This is a genomic window from Streptomyces maremycinicus, from assembly GCF_001184025.1.
Classification (GTDB): domain Bacteria; phylum Actinomycetota; class Actinomycetes; order Streptomycetales; family Streptomycetaceae; genus Streptomyces; species Streptomyces maremycinicus.
The window spans coordinates 330,935-346,240 of the sequence record NZ_BBYG01000019.1 but is presented as its reverse complement, the minus strand read 5'-3'; the positions used below and the strand labels follow the sequence as shown (position 1 = coordinate 346,240).

Sequence of the window (15,306 nt, the reverse complement as noted above, 5' to 3'; positions counted from 1 at the left end):
TTATGCTCACCTAACCTGCTGACAGGATCGTCCGGTGGTCCGCCAACAGGGGTCCGCGCGAGGGGCGATGACCCGACGGCACCCCGGTGAGACCCCGGACCGCGACAGGGAGACCGGCAAGTGGCTTCAGGCAGAAGGCTTCGCACCGCGGTACTGGTGACACTCGTCGTCGCCCTCCTCATCACCCTGTCCCTGCTCTCCGTGGCACTGGGCGCGCTGAACGTCCCGCTCGGCCAGGTCGTCCGCGCGGTCCTGGGCGATCCGCCCAGCCGCCTCGTCGACAACGTCGTCTGGTCGGTGCGGGTGCCCCGCACCCTGTTGGGCCTGACGACGGGCGCCGCGCTCGGTCTGTCCGGCGCGCTGATGCAGGCCCTCACCCGCAACCCGCTCGCGGACCCGGGCATCCTCGGGGTCAGCGCCGGGGCGTCCTTCGCGATCGTGCTGGCGGTCGCGGTGTTCGGCGTCGGATCCCTCTACGGTTACGTGTGGTTCGCGTTCGGCGGTGCGCTCGCCGCGAGCGTCCTGGTCTTCTACCTGGGGCGGCTCGGCCGCTCCGGGGCCACGCCCGTGAAGCTGGCGCTCGCCGGGGTCGCCGTCACCTCGCTGCTGTCGTCGCTGACCAGTGCCGTGGTGCTGACCGACCAGGACGCCCTGGACCGCTACCGCTTCTGGTCGGCCGGCTCACTGGCCGACCAGGGCTCCGGCGAACTGCTGCGCATCCTGCCCTTCCTCGCCGTCGGCGCCGCCCTCGCCCTGTCCTGCGCACCCGCCCTGAACAGCATGGCCCTCGGCGACGACGTGGCCGCCTCGCTCGGCCGGCGGCTCGGCCTGGTCCGCCTCCAGGGAGTGACCGCGGTGATGCTGCTGACCGGCGCGTCGGTCGCCGTCATCGGTCCCGTGGTCTTCCTCGGTCTGGTCGTGCCGCACATCGCGCGGGTGCTCGCCCAGTACGCCGGGATCGGCCCCGACCACCGCTGGCTGCTGCCGCTGTCCGCCGCGCTCGCGCCCGTGCTGCTGCTGTCCGCCGACATCCTGGGCCGGACGCTGGCCCGGCCCACCGAGATCCAGGCCGGCGTCCTCGTCGCCTTCCTCGGCGGCCCGTTCTTCATCGCCCTGGTCCGCCGCCGTAAGCTCGCGGAGGTGTGAGCGTGCCCGCACGATCTTCGGACACAGCACAGTCCCCGGACGGAACAACCCGGTCCCCGCACGACACGACCCGGTCCCCGGACGGTGAACGGCCCCCGGACGCCCAGGCGTTCCCCGCCGCTCCCCCGCACCGCGCGCTGCACGGCCGGCCGTTCCGGCTGGCCTTCCCCCCGGTGTCCGGCATGCTGCGCCCGCGTCTGGTGCTGACCGGGGTGCTCGTCGCCGCCGGCGCGTTCCTGCTGTTCTGCTGGGGTCTCACCCTCGGGGACTACCCCGTGGCCCTCATGGACGTCGTCAGGGCGCTGGGCGGCGCGGGCGAGCCCGGCACGGTCGTCGTCGTCCAGGATCTGCGGCTGCCGCGCGCCCTGACCGGGCTGCTGGTCGGCATCGCGTTCGGCGTCTCGGGGGCCGTGTTCCAGACGATGACCCGCAACGCGCTGGCCAGCCCCGACATGATCGGACTGACCGAGGGTGCCGGAACGGCCGTGGTGGCGGCGGTGGTTCTCGGCTGGACCGGCGGTCTCGGGCTGTCGACGCTGGGACTGCTGGGCGCCCTGGGGACCGCGCTGCTCGTCTACGCGCTGGCGTGGAAGGGCGGGACCACCGGGTACCGCATCATCCTCGTCGGCATCGGCGTGTCCTGGATCTGCACGAGCGCCACCGACTTCCTCGTGGCGCGCGGCAGCCGGTTCCAGGCGGAGGAGGCCGTCGGCTGGCTGGTCGGCAACCTCAACGGCCGCACCTGGGACCAGGTGGACACGCTGGCCCTCGCCCTGGCCGTGCTCCTGCCGGTCACCCTCGGCATGGGCCGCTGGATGCGTACCCTCCAACTCGGTGACGACGTGGCCGCGGGGCTCGGCACCCCGGTCCAGACCGTCCGGCTGGCGCTGCTGCTGGCCGGGGTGGGACTGGTCGCCTTCGGCACGGCGGCGGCCGGTCCGGTGGCCTTCGTGGCCCTGGCCTGTCCGCAGATCGCCCAGCGGCTGGCGGGCACCGCGTCACCGCCGCCGATCGTCTCCGGTCTCACCGGCGCGCTGGTCGTCCTCGGCTCGGATCTCCTCGCCCGTGAGGCGATCCCCGGGACGGAACTGCCGGTCGGGATCGTCACCGGCGCCCTCGGCGCGCCGGTCCTGCTGTGGCTGCTCATCCGCGCCAACCGCGCGGGCTCTGGAGGCTGATCCCATGTCGACCACCGACCCGCGCGCCCCGCGCACCTCCCGGCCGTCCGGGCCGTCCGGACCGAAGCCCGGCGCCGGCGTCCCGCGTCCGTCCGACGCCGACGCCGTCGCTATGGGCGCGATCCGTCCGCCGTCCGCGGGACCGGAGTTGCGGGCCAGGGACCTGCATCTCGCCTACGACGGACGGTCCGTGGTGGAGGACCTGGACCTCAGCGTGCCGACCGGCCGGATCACCGCCATCGTCGGGGCCAACGCCTGCGGCAAGTCCACCCTGTTGCGGGCGCTCGCCCGGCTGCTGACGCCCCGGCAGGGTGTCGTCGAGCTGGACGGTGTCGCCCTGCGGTCCGTGCCGACCCGCGAACTGGCCCGCACCCTCGGCATCCTGCCGCAGACGCCGGTGGCGCCGGAGGGACTGACGGTCTTCGACCTGGTGGGCAGGGGCCGTTCACCGCACCAGACCTGGTGGCGGCAGTGGTCCCAGGCGGACGAGGAGGCCGTGCACGGGGCCCTGGCGGCGACCGGTCTCACCGACCTCGCCGACCGCCCCGTCGACGAACTCTCCGGCGGCCAGCGCCAGCGCGCGTGGATCGCGATGGCCGTCGCCCAGGGCACCCCCGTCCTGCTCCTGGACGAGCCGACGACCTATCTCGACCTCGCCCACCAGATCGACGTGCTGGACCTGATCACGGACCTCAACCGGCGCGAGGGCCGCACGGTGGTGATGGTGCTGCACGACCTCAACCAGGCGTGCCGGTACGCCGATCACGTGATCGCCATGAAGGCGGGCCGGATCGTCGCCGAGGGCGCGCCCGCCGAGGTGGTCACCGAGGCCACCGTCGAGGACGTCTTCGACCTGCGCTGCCGGATCACCCCCGACCCGGTCAGCGGCACTCCGCTGGTCATCCCGCTGGGCCGGCACCACCACGACGGCGACGCCCGGGCCCAGGACGCGCGGCCCGCGGCGATCGTCGACTGAAGCGGGCGGGCTCCCGGCCGCGCGCGCGGCCGGGAGCCCGCCCGCTTCAAGCCCTCGGGTGCAAGCCCTCAGGTTCAAGGCCTCCGTTTCAAGGCCTCAGGGACGGGACGTCAGGTACCCGCCCATGGTGCGGAACCAGTCGGTGGCGGCGTACTCGGTGCCGTCGTCGGTGCGCACCCGCCGCACGAGGAGACCCCGGCATCGGCCCGACCAGGACTCGGCTCCGGCCACCACGACGACACCGTCCCCCTCCCGGATGAAGATCCGGCCCGGAGTGCCGCCGTAGCACCCCTGCGACACGGCCGCCGAGACGATCCTCAGCCGCTCGCCCCGGTGGAAGGCGTACGCGTTCGGGTACGGGTCCGACTGGGCCCGCACGAGTCGTTCCAGCCGTTCCGCGGGCCAACTCCAGTCGATCCGGCTGTCCTCCGCCGACCGCTTGTGGAAGAAGCTGGCCCGCGCGCGGTCCTGCGGCACCCACTGCCCGGCGTCCCGGCCGGAGGCGATCAGGTCGAGCGACTCCCGCACGATGGGCGCGATGAGGTCGACGGTCCGGTGGAAGAGGTCGGTCGCCGTGTCGGTCGGCCCCACCGGCACCGCACGCTGCACCAGGACGTCCCCGGCGTCGAGTTCGGTGTTCATGCGGTGCGCGGTCACGCCGACCCGCGTCTCACCGTTGAGCAGCGCCCAGATGATCGGCGAGAACCCCGCGTACGACGGCAGCAGCGAGTCGTGGATGTTGAGGGTGCCGTGCGGCGGCAGGTCGAACAGCTCCGGAGGCAGCCAGGTACGCCAGTTGTTGGCGACGATGATGTCCGGGCGGGCGTCCGCCACCGCGGCCAGGAGTTCGGCGTCGTCGGGACGGTTGCGCAGCAGGACGGGGACGTCGTTCTTCTCCGCGAGTTCGGCGACGCTGTCGTCCCATATCTTCTCGTAGGCGTGCTCGCTCTTGGGATGGGTGACGACGAGGACGACCTCGTGGTCGGAGTCCAGCAGCGCCTGAAGCGTGCGGTGACCCCAGGTCTGGTAGCCGAGCATGACGACCCGCATGGCGTCCTTCCCTTCAACGACTCATTGCAAGGTAAGCCTTACCTTATCTAGCATGGGCCTGCCTGAGGAGGCGATGCCAAGGTGAAGTCACCGCTCATGGGTCCCGACGTCATCCACGACGTGATCGGAATCGGATTCGGTCCGTCAAATCTCGCTCTGTCCATAGCGGTCGAGGAGCACAACACAGGCCTTCCGGCAGACCGCCGCCTCAACGCCCTGTTCCTGGAGCGGCAGCCGCGCTTCGGCTGGCACCGGGGCATGCTCATCGACGACGCCACGATGCAGGTGTCCTTCCTCAAGGACCTCGTCACCCTGCGCAACCCGACCAGCGACTTCAGCTTCCTCTGCTTCCTGCGCGAGCGGGGCAGACTGATCGACTTCCTGAACCAGAAAACGCTCTTCCCGCTGCGGGTGGAGTTCCACGAGTACTTCGAGTGGGCCGCCGCGCGGGTCTCCCATCTGGTCGCCTACGGCAGCGAGGTGGTCTCCGTCGACCCGGTGCGCGACGAGGACGGCGAGGTGGCCTTCTTCGACGTCACCTGCCGCGACCTCGCGGGTTCCGGTGACACCGTGACCCGCCGCACCCGCAACGTCAGCGTCGCCATGGGGCTGGAGCCGCACGTGCCGCCGGGCCTCGAGCTCGCCGAACGCGTGTGGCACAACAGTGAGTTGATCCCGCGTGTCACACGACTGGGCGCGGCGGGCGAGCAGGTACGGCGGGCCGTCGTGCTCGGCGCCGGCCAGAGCGCCGCCGAGGCGGTGGACTACCTGCACCGCTCCTTCCCCGAGGCCGAGGTGTGCTCGGTCTTCGCCAAGTACGGCTACACCCCGGCCGACGACAGCCCGTTCGCGAACCGCATCTTCGACCCGGAGGCCGTCGACGTCTACTTCTCGGCACCCTCCGAGGTCAAGCAGTCGCTGATCGACTACCACCGGTCGACCAACTACTCCGTGGTCGACATGGAGTTGATCGAGGCCCTGTACGCCACCTCGTACCGCGAGAAGGTGGCGGGCAGGGAGCGGCTGCGCTTCCTCAACGTCTCGCGCATCCGCGCCGTGGATCCCGGCCCGGACGGCGGCCTCGAGGTCGCCGTGGAGTTCCTGCCCACCGGGGAGCGCCAGGTGCTCGCCGCCGACGTGCTGGTGCTCGCCACCGGCTACCGGCCCCGCGAGCTGGCGTCGCTGCTCGGCGAGGCGGCCAAGCTCTGCCTCCGGGACGACGGGGACGAGGTCCGCGTGGGCCGGGACCACCGGGTGGAGACCGTGCCGGAGGTGACGGCCGGCCTCTATCTCCAGGGCGGGACCGAGCACACCCACGGGCTGACCAGCACCCTGCTGTCCACGGTCGCCGTCCGCGCGGAGGAGATCCACCGCTCCGTGCTGGCCGGAAGACCGGCCGCCTGACCCACCCGAGCCCCCCGGGCCCGGAGGGTACGGTCCCCTCCGGACCCGGGGCCCGCCGCCCACGAGAACGAACACCGGTACGGAGAGACCGCGCTCACCGGCCACCGACCCCGAGGCGGCCCGCCTCGGTGACGCCCTCCTCGGCAGGGGCCACCTCGGTAGGCGCCGCCTCGGTAGGCGCCGCCTCAGCAGAAGCCTCCTCGGCACGAGCCGCCTCCGTGCGGGTCACCTCCGTACGGGCCACCTCGGTACCGGCCAGCTCGATATGGTCCGCCTCCGTACAGGCCACCCCCGTGCGGGCCAGCTCCCACGACCCGCCTCCGTACCGGCCAGCTCGGCACGGCCCGCCTCAGTACGGGCCGTGGGTCCAGCGGCCTGCCGTCATCGTGGCGTGCACGGGCATCGCGCGCAGGGTGTCCGGGCCGGCCTGCGAGGGGTCCACGTCCACGACCACCAGGTCCGCCGGGTCCCCGACCCGGATCAGCCGGCGGCCGCGGGCCGCCGCGACCAGCGCGTCCTGGACGGACAGGCACTGCTCCGGGTGCCAGGCGGGGCGTTCGTCGTCGGTCCGGCTGACGGCCGACGCGATGGCGAGCCACGGGTCGAGGCCCGAGACCGGGGCGTCGGAGCCGAACTCCAGACGGGCCCCGGCGGCGAGCAGATCGGCGTAGGCGAAGGCGCGCCCGGTGCGACCGGCCCAGTGCCGGTCGGCCACGTCACGGTCGTCCGTCGCGTGCCGCGGCTGCACTCCCGCCGTGACGCCCAGCCGCGCGAACCTCGGGAGGTCCTCGGGGCTCAGCAGTTGCGCGTGCTCGATCCGGCCCCGGCAGCGCACCGCCTCGAAGGCGTCCAGGGCCAGGGTGTTGGCGTGGTCGCCGATGGCGTGCACCGCGGGTTCGACACCGTGCGCGGCGGCATGCCGCATCAGCCGCACCAGCTCGTGCGGCGCCGTCTCCTCGATGCCGTGCGCGTGCTCCGTGCCCTCGAGCCCCGGATACGGCTCGCGGCACAGGGCGGTACGGGTGTTGAGCGAGCCGTCGGTGAAGAGCTTCAGCGGTCCCACCCGGACCAGGCCGCCGGGCGCGCCGACCTCGTCGCCGGTGCGCAGTCCGCGCTCCACGGCGGCGTCCAGGCGGCTCGGGTAGATCGCGGCCGCCACCCGCACGGCCGGCCGGAAGGCGGCCGAGCGCCGCTCCCAGTCGGCGACCGTGTCGCCGAACTGGAAGTCGATGACGCCGGTGACCCCGCGGGCCGCGGCGGCCTCGCAGGCGTCCGCGATCCAGCCGTCGACCACCGCGGCCGGCGCCTCGGGCAGGGCGGACAGGACCTCGTGGCACTCGGTCTCCCTGACCAGGCCGGTGGGATGGTCGCCCCGGCCGACGAGGGCGAGACAGGCGGAGTTCAGCCACGCGGCGTGCAGATCGGCGCTGACCAGGGCGACCGGCCGGTCGGGCAGGACCGCGTCGAGGAGCCGCTTGTGCGGGGCGTCGGGCCACAGCCCGTCCCGGAATCCGTACCCGAACAGCACCGTGCCGTCGGGCGCCGCGCCCCCGTGTTCCCGCACCAGGTCGGCCACCGCCCGCGCGGAGGCGGTGCCGGCCAGGTCCAGGCGGTGCCGGGCGCTCGCCCACTCCGCCAGGTGGACGTGCGCGTCCCACAGTCCCGGCAGCAGCACGCGCCCGTCGAGGTCGAGGACCCGCTCGCCGACGGTCTCCGCCGCCGGTCCCCCGGTCTCCGTCGCCGCGACGACCCGGGTGATCCTGCCGTCCGCGATCCGCAGCCGGACGAGCGGCCCGCCGGCGCCGAGCCGCACCCGGTCGAGCGTCAGCGCGCCGCTCGCGTGGTCCGCCATGAGAGCCTCCCTCGGCGACGGGCCTCCTCCACACACCGGAGCCCGCCAAGTAAAGTTAGGCTTACCTTATCTGGTGCTCGCGCCTCCGTCCCCCGATCGGCCGCACCGGATCAGGGGGTTGGGCAGCGGCAGATAGCGTGCGTCGGCACCGTCCGCGCCCGTCCAGCGCAGCAGGAGGTTCGTCTTGCCGGGCAGGGTGGGGGCGGTCAGCAGGGCGGCGGCCTCGGGAAGGCCGTGGCGGCCCAGCTCCAGCCGTACGGCGGGCCAGGGGTCGAAGCCGGGGTGCCCTTCGGCGAGCGCCGCCCCGACCTCCCACAGATGGTTCACGACCAGGCAGTACACCAGCCGCTCCCAGCCGGCCGCCCGCTCCACGTCCGACAGCAGCTTCACGCCCTCGGCGTCCCGGAACAGGGCCTGCACGGGGGTGCCGTCGGCGTCCACGGCGACGAGCGTGTTCTGGAGATGGGCCTCGACGACGACACCGTGGTCGGCGAAGGCCGACAGCGCCGGCGGGACGACGACGGCCAGATAGGCCTCCCACCAGGCCGCCGGGTCCGCCGCGGCGGCCAGGGGGCTGCCGTCGAAGCCCTCCACCAGGCCTGCCGCGAGCAGCGGGGTCGCCCCGGGGTCCGACGCGCCGTCCAGGCCGTCGCGGACCAGCACGGCGAGTTCCTCGAAGGCGAAGTCGGCGGTGCGGTAGCCGCGGTCGCTCAGCCAGACGGCCGGGCGCCGGACCCCCGGACCGCCACCCGCCGCGGGGGCTCCCGTGGCGCCGGTGGCGCCCGCCGCGTCCGCCGCCCCCGCCGCGTCGGCGATCGCCGCGAAGGCCCGGGCCGCCGCCTCGTCGGTGCGGCGCAGTTTGAGCAGGTCGTGCCGCCACAGCCGGCGGATGTCGTTGGTGATGCGGACGTCGAGGCTGAACTTCAGGCACAGGTCCCGCTCGGGTGCGTAGACCGTCCGCACGGCGGCCGTCGGCCAGGTCTCGAAGGCGGTCGTGCCGATCCGGACCAGGCGGCCGTCGGCGAAGAACGGGGCGAGCCGCCGTCCGGCCAGTTCGAGCTGCCAGGGGTGTGCGGGCAGCAGCCGGTAGCCGGGCGGGGCCGTACCGAGCGCGTCCAGCGCGGCGGTGTCGCCCTCCTCGACGACCGCGTCCTCCCGCAGCCCCAGCAGGACCAGCGGGAAGCGGGCGTGGGCCTCGGGGGCGTACGGCAGCCAGTCGGCCGGTGGGCCGCCGCCGCGCGCCTTGGGAGCGGGATGGTGGGGGTGGCCGGTGAGGAGCGACTGCTCGGAGCGCAGGTAGCGGCCGGGCGGCGGGGTGGCACGCGCGCGTGCCACGATCATCGCGGCGACCACGTCCCGGCTGTGGGTCATCTCGGCGGGCAGTTCGTCGTTGGCGAGCCCGGTGTGCCCGCGCAGCACCTCGGCGACCAGTGCGACGAGTGCGGCGTGATCGAGGCGCTGCCAGGCGCCCGCCGTGTACACCTCGGGCTCGGCGGGCCGCCGGGCGCCGCGCACCCGCAGCAGCCGCCCGCCACCGGGCGCCCCACCGGGCAGCCGGTACAGGAACCGGCCGTCGCCGCCCGGCGGGCCGGGCAGCGGTTCGGCGATCTCCCGCAGCAGACAGTTGAGCAGCGGCGCGGCCGCCAGGGCGTCGGCACGCTCGGCGACGCCGTCGGCGCAGGCCATCGCCTCGGCGGCCACTGCCGCCGCCTGCGGCTCTGCTGCCCCTGCGGGCGGGGGGATGAGGTCGACGCGATCCACTGGTTCCCTGGTTCCCTACGGTTCTTCCGGGCGGAGACGATCAGTATCGCTGTCGTCACGGCCCCTCCGTGACGTCGTACCCGCACCCTCAGGAGCCCACCCGTGCACCGTCCCCCCACCGCCGAGGCCGAGCCGGCCGCGGAACTGGCCGCCGTACGTCCATCTCTCGGCCCGCGGTTCACGGCCGAGCTGCCCGGGGCGAGGGCGGCCGTGCTGACCCGGCTGTGGCGGGCGCTCGTCCACGAACCCCTGCCGTGGATCGCGCATCGCGCCGAGTCCGCCGGGGAGAGCCTGCTGCGGCTGCGCGACGGCCGCCGTCTCCACGGCCCGCGCGCGGATCCGTACGCGACCGCCGCCTATGTGACGCAGGTCCGGCTGGACGGCGTGGCGTACGACGATCCGGCGCGGCTGATGCGCGACCTCGCGGTGCCGCACGGGGCGGGCTTCGCCGACGAACTCGAGAACAGCACGACGTCGTTGGCGCTGTCCCGGGCGGGACAGGAGCCCGGGGGCATCGCGACGCTGAAGGACCCGGGCGAGTGGCCGGCGCACGACTGGGAGTGGGAGCAGCGGGTGGTCGACGGGCATCCGTACCATCCCAACTGCCGTTCCCGGCCCGGCTTCTCGGTCGCCGAGCAGCTGGCGTACGGACCGGAGCACCGGCCCTCGGTGCGGCTGGGGCTGCTGCCGGTACCGGCCGGGGAGTGCCTGGTGTCCGGCGCGTGGCCGCGCGAGCTGCGCGACGGTGACCGGCTGGTGATCCCGGTGCATCCGTGGCAGGCGGCGCACGTGCTGGGGGTGTCGTGCGAGGAGGCGGTCGCCGCGCATCCGCTGATGTCGCTGCGCACCCTGGCCCTCCCCGGCGGCCCGCACGTCAAGACCGCGCTGAGCACCCGGTTGACGTCCTCGGTACGGGACATCTCGGTCGGCTCCATCGCCGCTTCCGCGGCCCTCTCGGCGTTCGCGGAGACCCTGACCCCGTACACGGACGGTCTGCTGCACATGACCCGCACCCTGGGTGCGGCCACCGCCGACTCCCCCGATCTTGCTGCCGTGTTCCGGGAGTCGCCCCGTGTGTTCGGGGCGCCGGGCGAGCATGTCGTCCCGGTCGCCGCCCTCACCGGTACCGGACTTCCCTCCTCGCCCGTCTGGTTGGCGGACTTCGCGCGGCTGGCGCTCACCGTCGGACTGCGGCTGCTGGAGCTGGGCGTGGCGCTGGAGGCGCACGGCCAGAACCTGCTGGTGGTGCTGTCGGCGACGGGCGCTCCGCTGCGGCTGGTCTACCGGGACCTGGCCGACATCCGGGTGAGCCCGGCCCGGCTGGCGCGGCACGGCATCGCGCTGCCGGACCGACTGCCCGAGCGGATCCGCACGGACGACGTGACCGCGCTGCGGCGCAAGCTGTTCGGCTCGCTGGTCGCGGGCGCGCTGGCCGGGACGGCGGGCGACCGCCCGGCCCTGCGCGCGGCGTTGGAGAGTGCCGTACGGGATCTCCCCGGTTCGCCGGACCTCGTGGCGTTGTGCGAGGAACCGATCCCGGCCAAGGCGCTGACCCTGATGCGGCTGTCGGCGGCCGCACCGGGGGACCGATGGGCCCTGTTGCCCAACCCGCTGACCCAGGACGCGTGTTGACCGGTTACGTCCGCCGATCGGGGGCGGAGCCCGACCCGGATGTCGAAACGGGTTGCGCCGCCGTTTTGTGGCCGGACACCTCTGATCAATAGGATCCGCCGATGATCAGAACACAACGGCTGGCGGCGGGCGTCTGCGCCCTGCTCGCCGCGCTCACGGCCGGGATCGCGTTCCCGGCCGGGGCGGTCGCCGACGAGACCACCGCCACCGCGCCCAAGGTCGACCTGGTCCTCGACGTCAGCGGTTCGATGCGGACGAAGGACATGGACGGCGGGACGCGGATGGCCGCGGCCAAGCAGGCGTTCAACGAGGTGCTGGACGCGACCCCGGAGAACGTTCTCCTGGGCATCCGCACCCTGGGCGCCAACTACCCGGGCGACGACCAGAAAACGGGCTGCAAGGACACCGCGCAGCTCTACCCGGTCGGCCCGCTGGACCGGACCGAGGCCAAGACCGCGGTGGCGACCCTGTCGCCGACCGGCTGGACGCCGATCGGTCCCGCCCTGCTGAAGGCGGCCGACGACCTCGAGGGCGGCACCGGCTCCAAGCGCATCGTGCTGATCAGCGACGGCGAGGACACCTGCGCTCCGCTCGACCCGTGCGAGGTGGCCCGCGAGATCGCGGCCAAGGGCATCGGCCTGACGATCGACACCCTCGGCCTGGTACCCAACGTCAAGATGCGCCAGCAGCTCAGCTGTATCGCCGAGGCGACCGGCGGCACCTACACCTCGGTGGAGCACACCGACGAGCTCACCGACCGGGTCAACCAGTTGGTCGACCGGGCCGCCGACCCCGTGGTGACGCCGGTCGCCACCGAGGGTGCGGCCTCCTGCGCCGCGGCCCCGGCCCTGAAGTCCGGTCTGTACACCGACCGTGAGGAGTTCGGCCAGGAGCGCTGGTACAAGGTCGACGTCGAGCCGGGCCAGGAGCTGCGCGCCTCGGTGAGCGTGTCGGCGGACCGCGCGATGAACCCCGACTACGGGGTGCTGCTGCGGGCGGTCACGGTGCACGGCCGGGAGATCGTGCGCGGCGAGGCGGCCGGCAACGGCCGTACCGATGTCATCTCGACCGGTCTGCGCTACCCCAAGGCGGAGAGCGACGAGGACGAGGCGCCCGCCGAGACGGTGTGCGTACAGGTGACGAACTCCTACTCGGCGGCCGCGGGCGTGAAGACCACCCCGGGCATGCCGATCGAGCTGACCGTGGACGTGGTCGACGGTCCGTCGCCGGCGAGCGACGTGGCCTCCTTCGGCCTCGGGCGCGGCTGGTGGCTGCTGGGCGTCCTGGTGCTGTTCGGCTTCCTCGCGGGTGTGCTGTGGGGCTGGGTGTCCCGCTGGCGGGTCGCGGTCTGGAGGACCAACTGATGCGTATCACACGAGTGTTGAGCGGCGCCCTGCTGGCGCTGGGGCCGGTCCTCGGGCTGGCGCTCGGGCCGGCGGCCGTACCGGCCGCCGCCGACTCCACCCCGTCGGCGAGCCCCTCCGGCGACAGCTCCACGCCGACCGAGGCGGGCACGTCGTTCCGTACGGCCACGGAGATCGACCAGGGGCAGACGGCGACGGCGAGCGGGTCCGCGGGCGACTACCTCTACTGGTCGTTCCCGGCCGACTCCGGCCAACGCCCCACCGTCGAGGCGACGGTGAAGCTGCCGGAGACCCACACCACGCAGACCTGGCAGATCGACGTGTACGACGGCCTGCGGCGCCGTCAGGCCTGCCAGTACGGCGCCCAGACCCGCACCGCCGGCCAGGGCACCGCCTCGGTGGAGCTGGCCTGTGTGCTGCGCACGGTCCGGGCCTGGTCGGAACCATGGGCAGACGACCCGCTGCCGGGCACGTACTACGTCCGGCTGACGGTCCTCGACCTGAAGGCCGCCGACCTGGGCCTGCCGGTCAGCACCGAACTGCGGGTGGACTCCAAGGACATCGGGGGCGCCGCGGCCGTCGACGGCTCGCTGGCGAAGCCGCTGGTCCCGGGCATAGCCGTCACGTCCCCGAAGGACGAGGACGAGGACGACGACTCGTCGGCCACGGCCGTGCTGTCGAGCATCGAGCCGGACGACGGCTGGGCGTCCGGCTGGTGGTCCGACCGCTGGGTGTGGACCGGGATCGGCGCGGTGCTGGCCGCCCTCGCCGGGATCGGCGGATACACGCTGACACGGGGGACGGGACGTCCGCGGCACGTGCCGCCGGGCGCCTGACCGTCCCGCACGAACCGCCCGCCGGAAGGCCCGCCGCGACACCAGCGGCGGGCCTTCCGCCGTACGCCGCACCACCGCCCTCCGGCGCACCACCTCCGCGGCGTACCGCCGACGGCCGCCCCGCGTCCGCCCTCACGCCTCCCGCAGTGCCTTGGCCAGCGTGCCGTCACCACCGACCTCGATCCGCCCGGCCCGCACCGCGCCGCGCACGCCCAACTCGCCCTGGGCGACCGCCGTGCAGGTGTCCGTGTCCAGGACCAGTCGCGCGTCGGGATCCCCCGGCGCGGGACCGTCGCCGTACACCGGCCCGTCCTCCGCGCCGACGTACAGGTGGAAGACCCCTTCGTCGAGCCGGACTTCGACGAGCCCCGCGTCCCCGGCCGCCGCGTCGTCGAGCCCGCGCAACAGCGGCAGCGCGAACCAGTGGGCGCGCAGGGCGTCGGTGGGCCGCCGGGCACCGAGTTCGCCCTCGCCCCACTTCCCCAGCGCCTGGAGGACGGGCAGCAACTCCCTTCCTCGTGCGGTGAGTTCATACACATAAGCCGCGCCGGGCGGAGGCAGCCGACGGCGGGTGGCCAGCCCGTCGCGTTCCATGTCCTTCAGCCGTGAGGCGAGCACGTCCGTGCTCACACCCGGCAGATCGGCGTGCAGGTCCGTGTAACGGCGCGGGCCGGCGAGCAACTCCCGGACGATCAGCAAGGTCCAGCGGTCGCCGACGGTGTCGAGCGCACGGGCGGCGGAACAGTACTGGTCGTAGCTTCGGCGAGGTGACATGGCACGCAGTCTAGACATGTCGTTGGACTTTCCAAGCTGGAACTTGGTAAAACCAAGCAACACAACGAACCGGAGGGCGAGCGCGCATGGAGTTCCGGCAGTCGAACAAGCTGAGCGAGGTCTGCTACGAGATCCGCGGCCCGGTGATCGAGCACGCCGACGCGCTGGAGGCGGCGGGCCACAGCGTCCTGCGCCTGAACACCGGCAACCCCGCGGCCTTCGGCTTCGAGGCGCCGGAGGAGATCCTCCAGGACATGATCCGGATGCTCCCCCAGGCGCACGGCTACACGGACTCGCGCGGCGTCCTCTCCGCCCGCCGGGCCGTCGCGGGGCGCTACCAGACCCTGGGACTGGAGGTCGGCGTCGACGACGTCTTCCTCGGCAACGGCATCTCCGAGCTGATCTCGATGGCCGTCCAGGCGCTGGTCGAGGACGGCGACGAGATCCTGATCCCGGCCCCCGACTTCCCGCTGTGGACGGCGGTCACCACCCTGGCGGGCGGCAAGGCGGTCCACTACCTCTGCGACGAACAGGCCGACTGGTACCCGGACCTGGACGACATGGCCTCGAAGATCACCGACCGCACGAAGGCCGTCGTGATCATCAATCCGAACAACCCCACCGGCGCCGTCTACCCGAAGGAGATCCTCGAGGGCATCCTCGACCTGGCCCGCCGGCACGGGCTGATGGTCTTCGCCGACGAGATCTACGACCAGATCCTCTACGACGACGCCGTCCACCACTCGGTCGCCGCGCTCGCGCCCGACCTGGTGGTCCTGACCTTCTGCGGCCTGTCCAAGACGTACCGGGTGGCCGGGTTCCGCTCAGGCTGGCTGGTGGTCACCGGCCCGAAGCAGCACGCGAGGAACTACCTGGAGGGCCTGACCATGCTGGCCTCCATGCGGCTGTGCGCCAACGCGCCCGCGCAGTACGCCATCCAGGCCGCGCTCGGCGGCCGTCAGTCCATCCACGAGCTGACCGCCCCGGGCGGACGGCTGCACGAGCAGCGCACCGTGGCCTGGGAGAAGCTCAACGAGATCCCCGGCGTGTCGTGTGTGAAGCCCAAGGGCTCGCTGTACGCGTTCCCGCGCCTGGATCCCAAGGTGCACAAGATCCACGACGACGAGAAGTTCGTCCTGGACCTGCTGCTGCGGGAGAAGATCCAGGTCGTCCAGGGCACCGGCTTCAACTGGCCGACCCCCGACCACTTCCGCATCCTGACCCTGCCGTACGCGGACGACCTGGAGGCGGCGATCGGCCGGATCGGGCGCTTCCTCAGCGGGTACCGGCAGTAGGCGGCCCGGTCGCTGACGTGCGCACGCCCAGGTCCTGT

Annotated in this window: 12 protein-coding genes; 8 read left to right on the top strand and 4 right to left on the bottom strand. The window is 73.3% G+C overall.

Annotated elements, in window-relative coordinates; all coding sequences use genetic code 11:
• The first annotated feature begins 120 nt into the window (after positions 1–120).
• The 3 genes from AOQ37_RS30440 (at position 121) to AOQ37_RS30430 (ending at position 3,300) form a co-directional block, all read left to right on the top strand.
• Entirely contained in the window at positions 121–1,146 is a 1,026-nt protein-coding gene (locus AOQ37_RS30440; protein ID WP_199825103.1) for a FecCD family ABC transporter permease, read from the top strand.
• Between the two features lie 182 nt (positions 1,147–1,328).
• Complete coding sequence (locus AOQ37_RS30435) at positions 1,329–2,324, top strand: FecCD family ABC transporter permease (protein WP_234437051.1); 996 nt, start codon at positions 1,329–1,331, stop codon at positions 2,322–2,324.
• Positions 2,325–2,328: 4 nt separating this feature from the next.
• Entirely contained in the window at positions 2,329–3,300 is a 972-nt protein-coding gene (locus AOQ37_RS30430; protein ID WP_374701551.1) for an ABC transporter ATP-binding protein, read from the top strand.
• A gap of 96 nt (positions 3,301–3,396) precedes the next feature.
• Here the strand turns inward: AOQ37_RS30430 and AOQ37_RS30425 are convergent, their stop codons facing one another.
• On the bottom strand, positions 3,397–4,350 hold the full coding sequence (locus AOQ37_RS30425; protein ID WP_062648986.1) for a methionyl-tRNA formyltransferase: 954 nt from the start codon (positions 4,348–4,350) through the stop codon (positions 3,397–3,399).
• A 96-nt stretch (positions 4,351–4,446) separates the two neighbouring features.
• Between AOQ37_RS30425 and AOQ37_RS30420 the strand changes: the two genes are divergently transcribed.
• Complete coding sequence (locus AOQ37_RS30420) at positions 4,447–5,754, top strand: lysine N(6)-hydroxylase/L-ornithine N(5)-oxygenase family protein (protein ID WP_374701556.1); 1,308 nt, start codon at positions 4,447–4,449, stop codon at positions 5,752–5,754.
• A 349-nt stretch (positions 5,755–6,103) separates the two neighbouring features.
• On the opposite strand, the gene AOQ37_RS30410 is transcribed toward AOQ37_RS30420, so the two are convergent.
• Together AOQ37_RS30410 and AOQ37_RS30405 are read right to left on the bottom strand one after the other, a co-directional pair.
• Positions 6,104–7,606, bottom strand: a complete 1,503-nt coding sequence (locus AOQ37_RS30410; protein ID WP_062648980.1) for an amidohydrolase — start codon at positions 7,604–7,606, stop codon at positions 6,104–6,106.
• A 66-nt stretch (positions 7,607–7,672) separates the two neighbouring features.
• A complete protein-coding gene (locus tag AOQ37_RS30405) occupies positions 7,673–9,367 on the bottom strand; it encodes an IucA/IucC family protein (protein ID WP_062648978.1) in 1,695 nt (564 codons plus the stop codon).
• Between the two features lie 102 nt (positions 9,368–9,469).
• On the opposite strand from AOQ37_RS30405, the gene AOQ37_RS30400 reads away from it, so the two are divergent.
• From AOQ37_RS30400 to AOQ37_RS30390, 3 genes are all read left to right on the top strand, one after another.
• Positions 9,470–10,999 (top strand): IucA/IucC family protein, encoded by a 1,530-nt coding sequence (locus tag AOQ37_RS30400; RefSeq protein WP_062648976.1) that lies wholly within the window; start codon positions 9,470–9,472, stop codon positions 10,997–10,999.
• 101 nt (positions 11,000–11,100) lie between these two features.
• Positions 11,101–12,363, top strand: a complete 1,263-nt coding sequence (locus tag AOQ37_RS30395) for a VWA domain-containing protein (RefSeq protein ID WP_062648975.1) — start codon at positions 11,101–11,103, stop codon at positions 12,361–12,363.
• Positions 12,363–13,199: a hypothetical protein gene (locus AOQ37_RS30390; RefSeq protein WP_062649048.1), complete on the top strand. Its 837-nt coding sequence runs from the start codon at positions 12,363–12,365 to the stop codon at positions 13,197–13,199. Before AOQ37_RS30395 ends, AOQ37_RS30390 begins: the two co-directional genes overlap by 1 nt.
• Before the next feature lie 132 nt (positions 13,200–13,331).
• On the opposite strand, the gene AOQ37_RS30385 is transcribed toward AOQ37_RS30390, so the two are convergent.
• The gene (locus AOQ37_RS30385) at positions 13,332–13,973 is read right to left on the bottom strand and encodes a winged helix-turn-helix transcriptional regulator (RefSeq protein ID WP_062648973.1); all 642 of its coding nucleotides are present in this window, start codon (positions 13,971–13,973) and stop codon (positions 13,332–13,334) included.
• 86 nt (positions 13,974–14,059) lie between these two features.
• On the opposite strand from AOQ37_RS30385, the gene AOQ37_RS30380 reads away from it, so the two are divergent.
• A complete protein-coding gene (locus tag AOQ37_RS30380) occupies positions 14,060–15,268 on the top strand; it encodes a pyridoxal phosphate-dependent aminotransferase (protein ID WP_062648971.1) in 1,209 nt (402 codons plus the stop codon).
• The last annotated feature ends 38 nt before the right edge of the window (positions 15,269–15,306 follow it).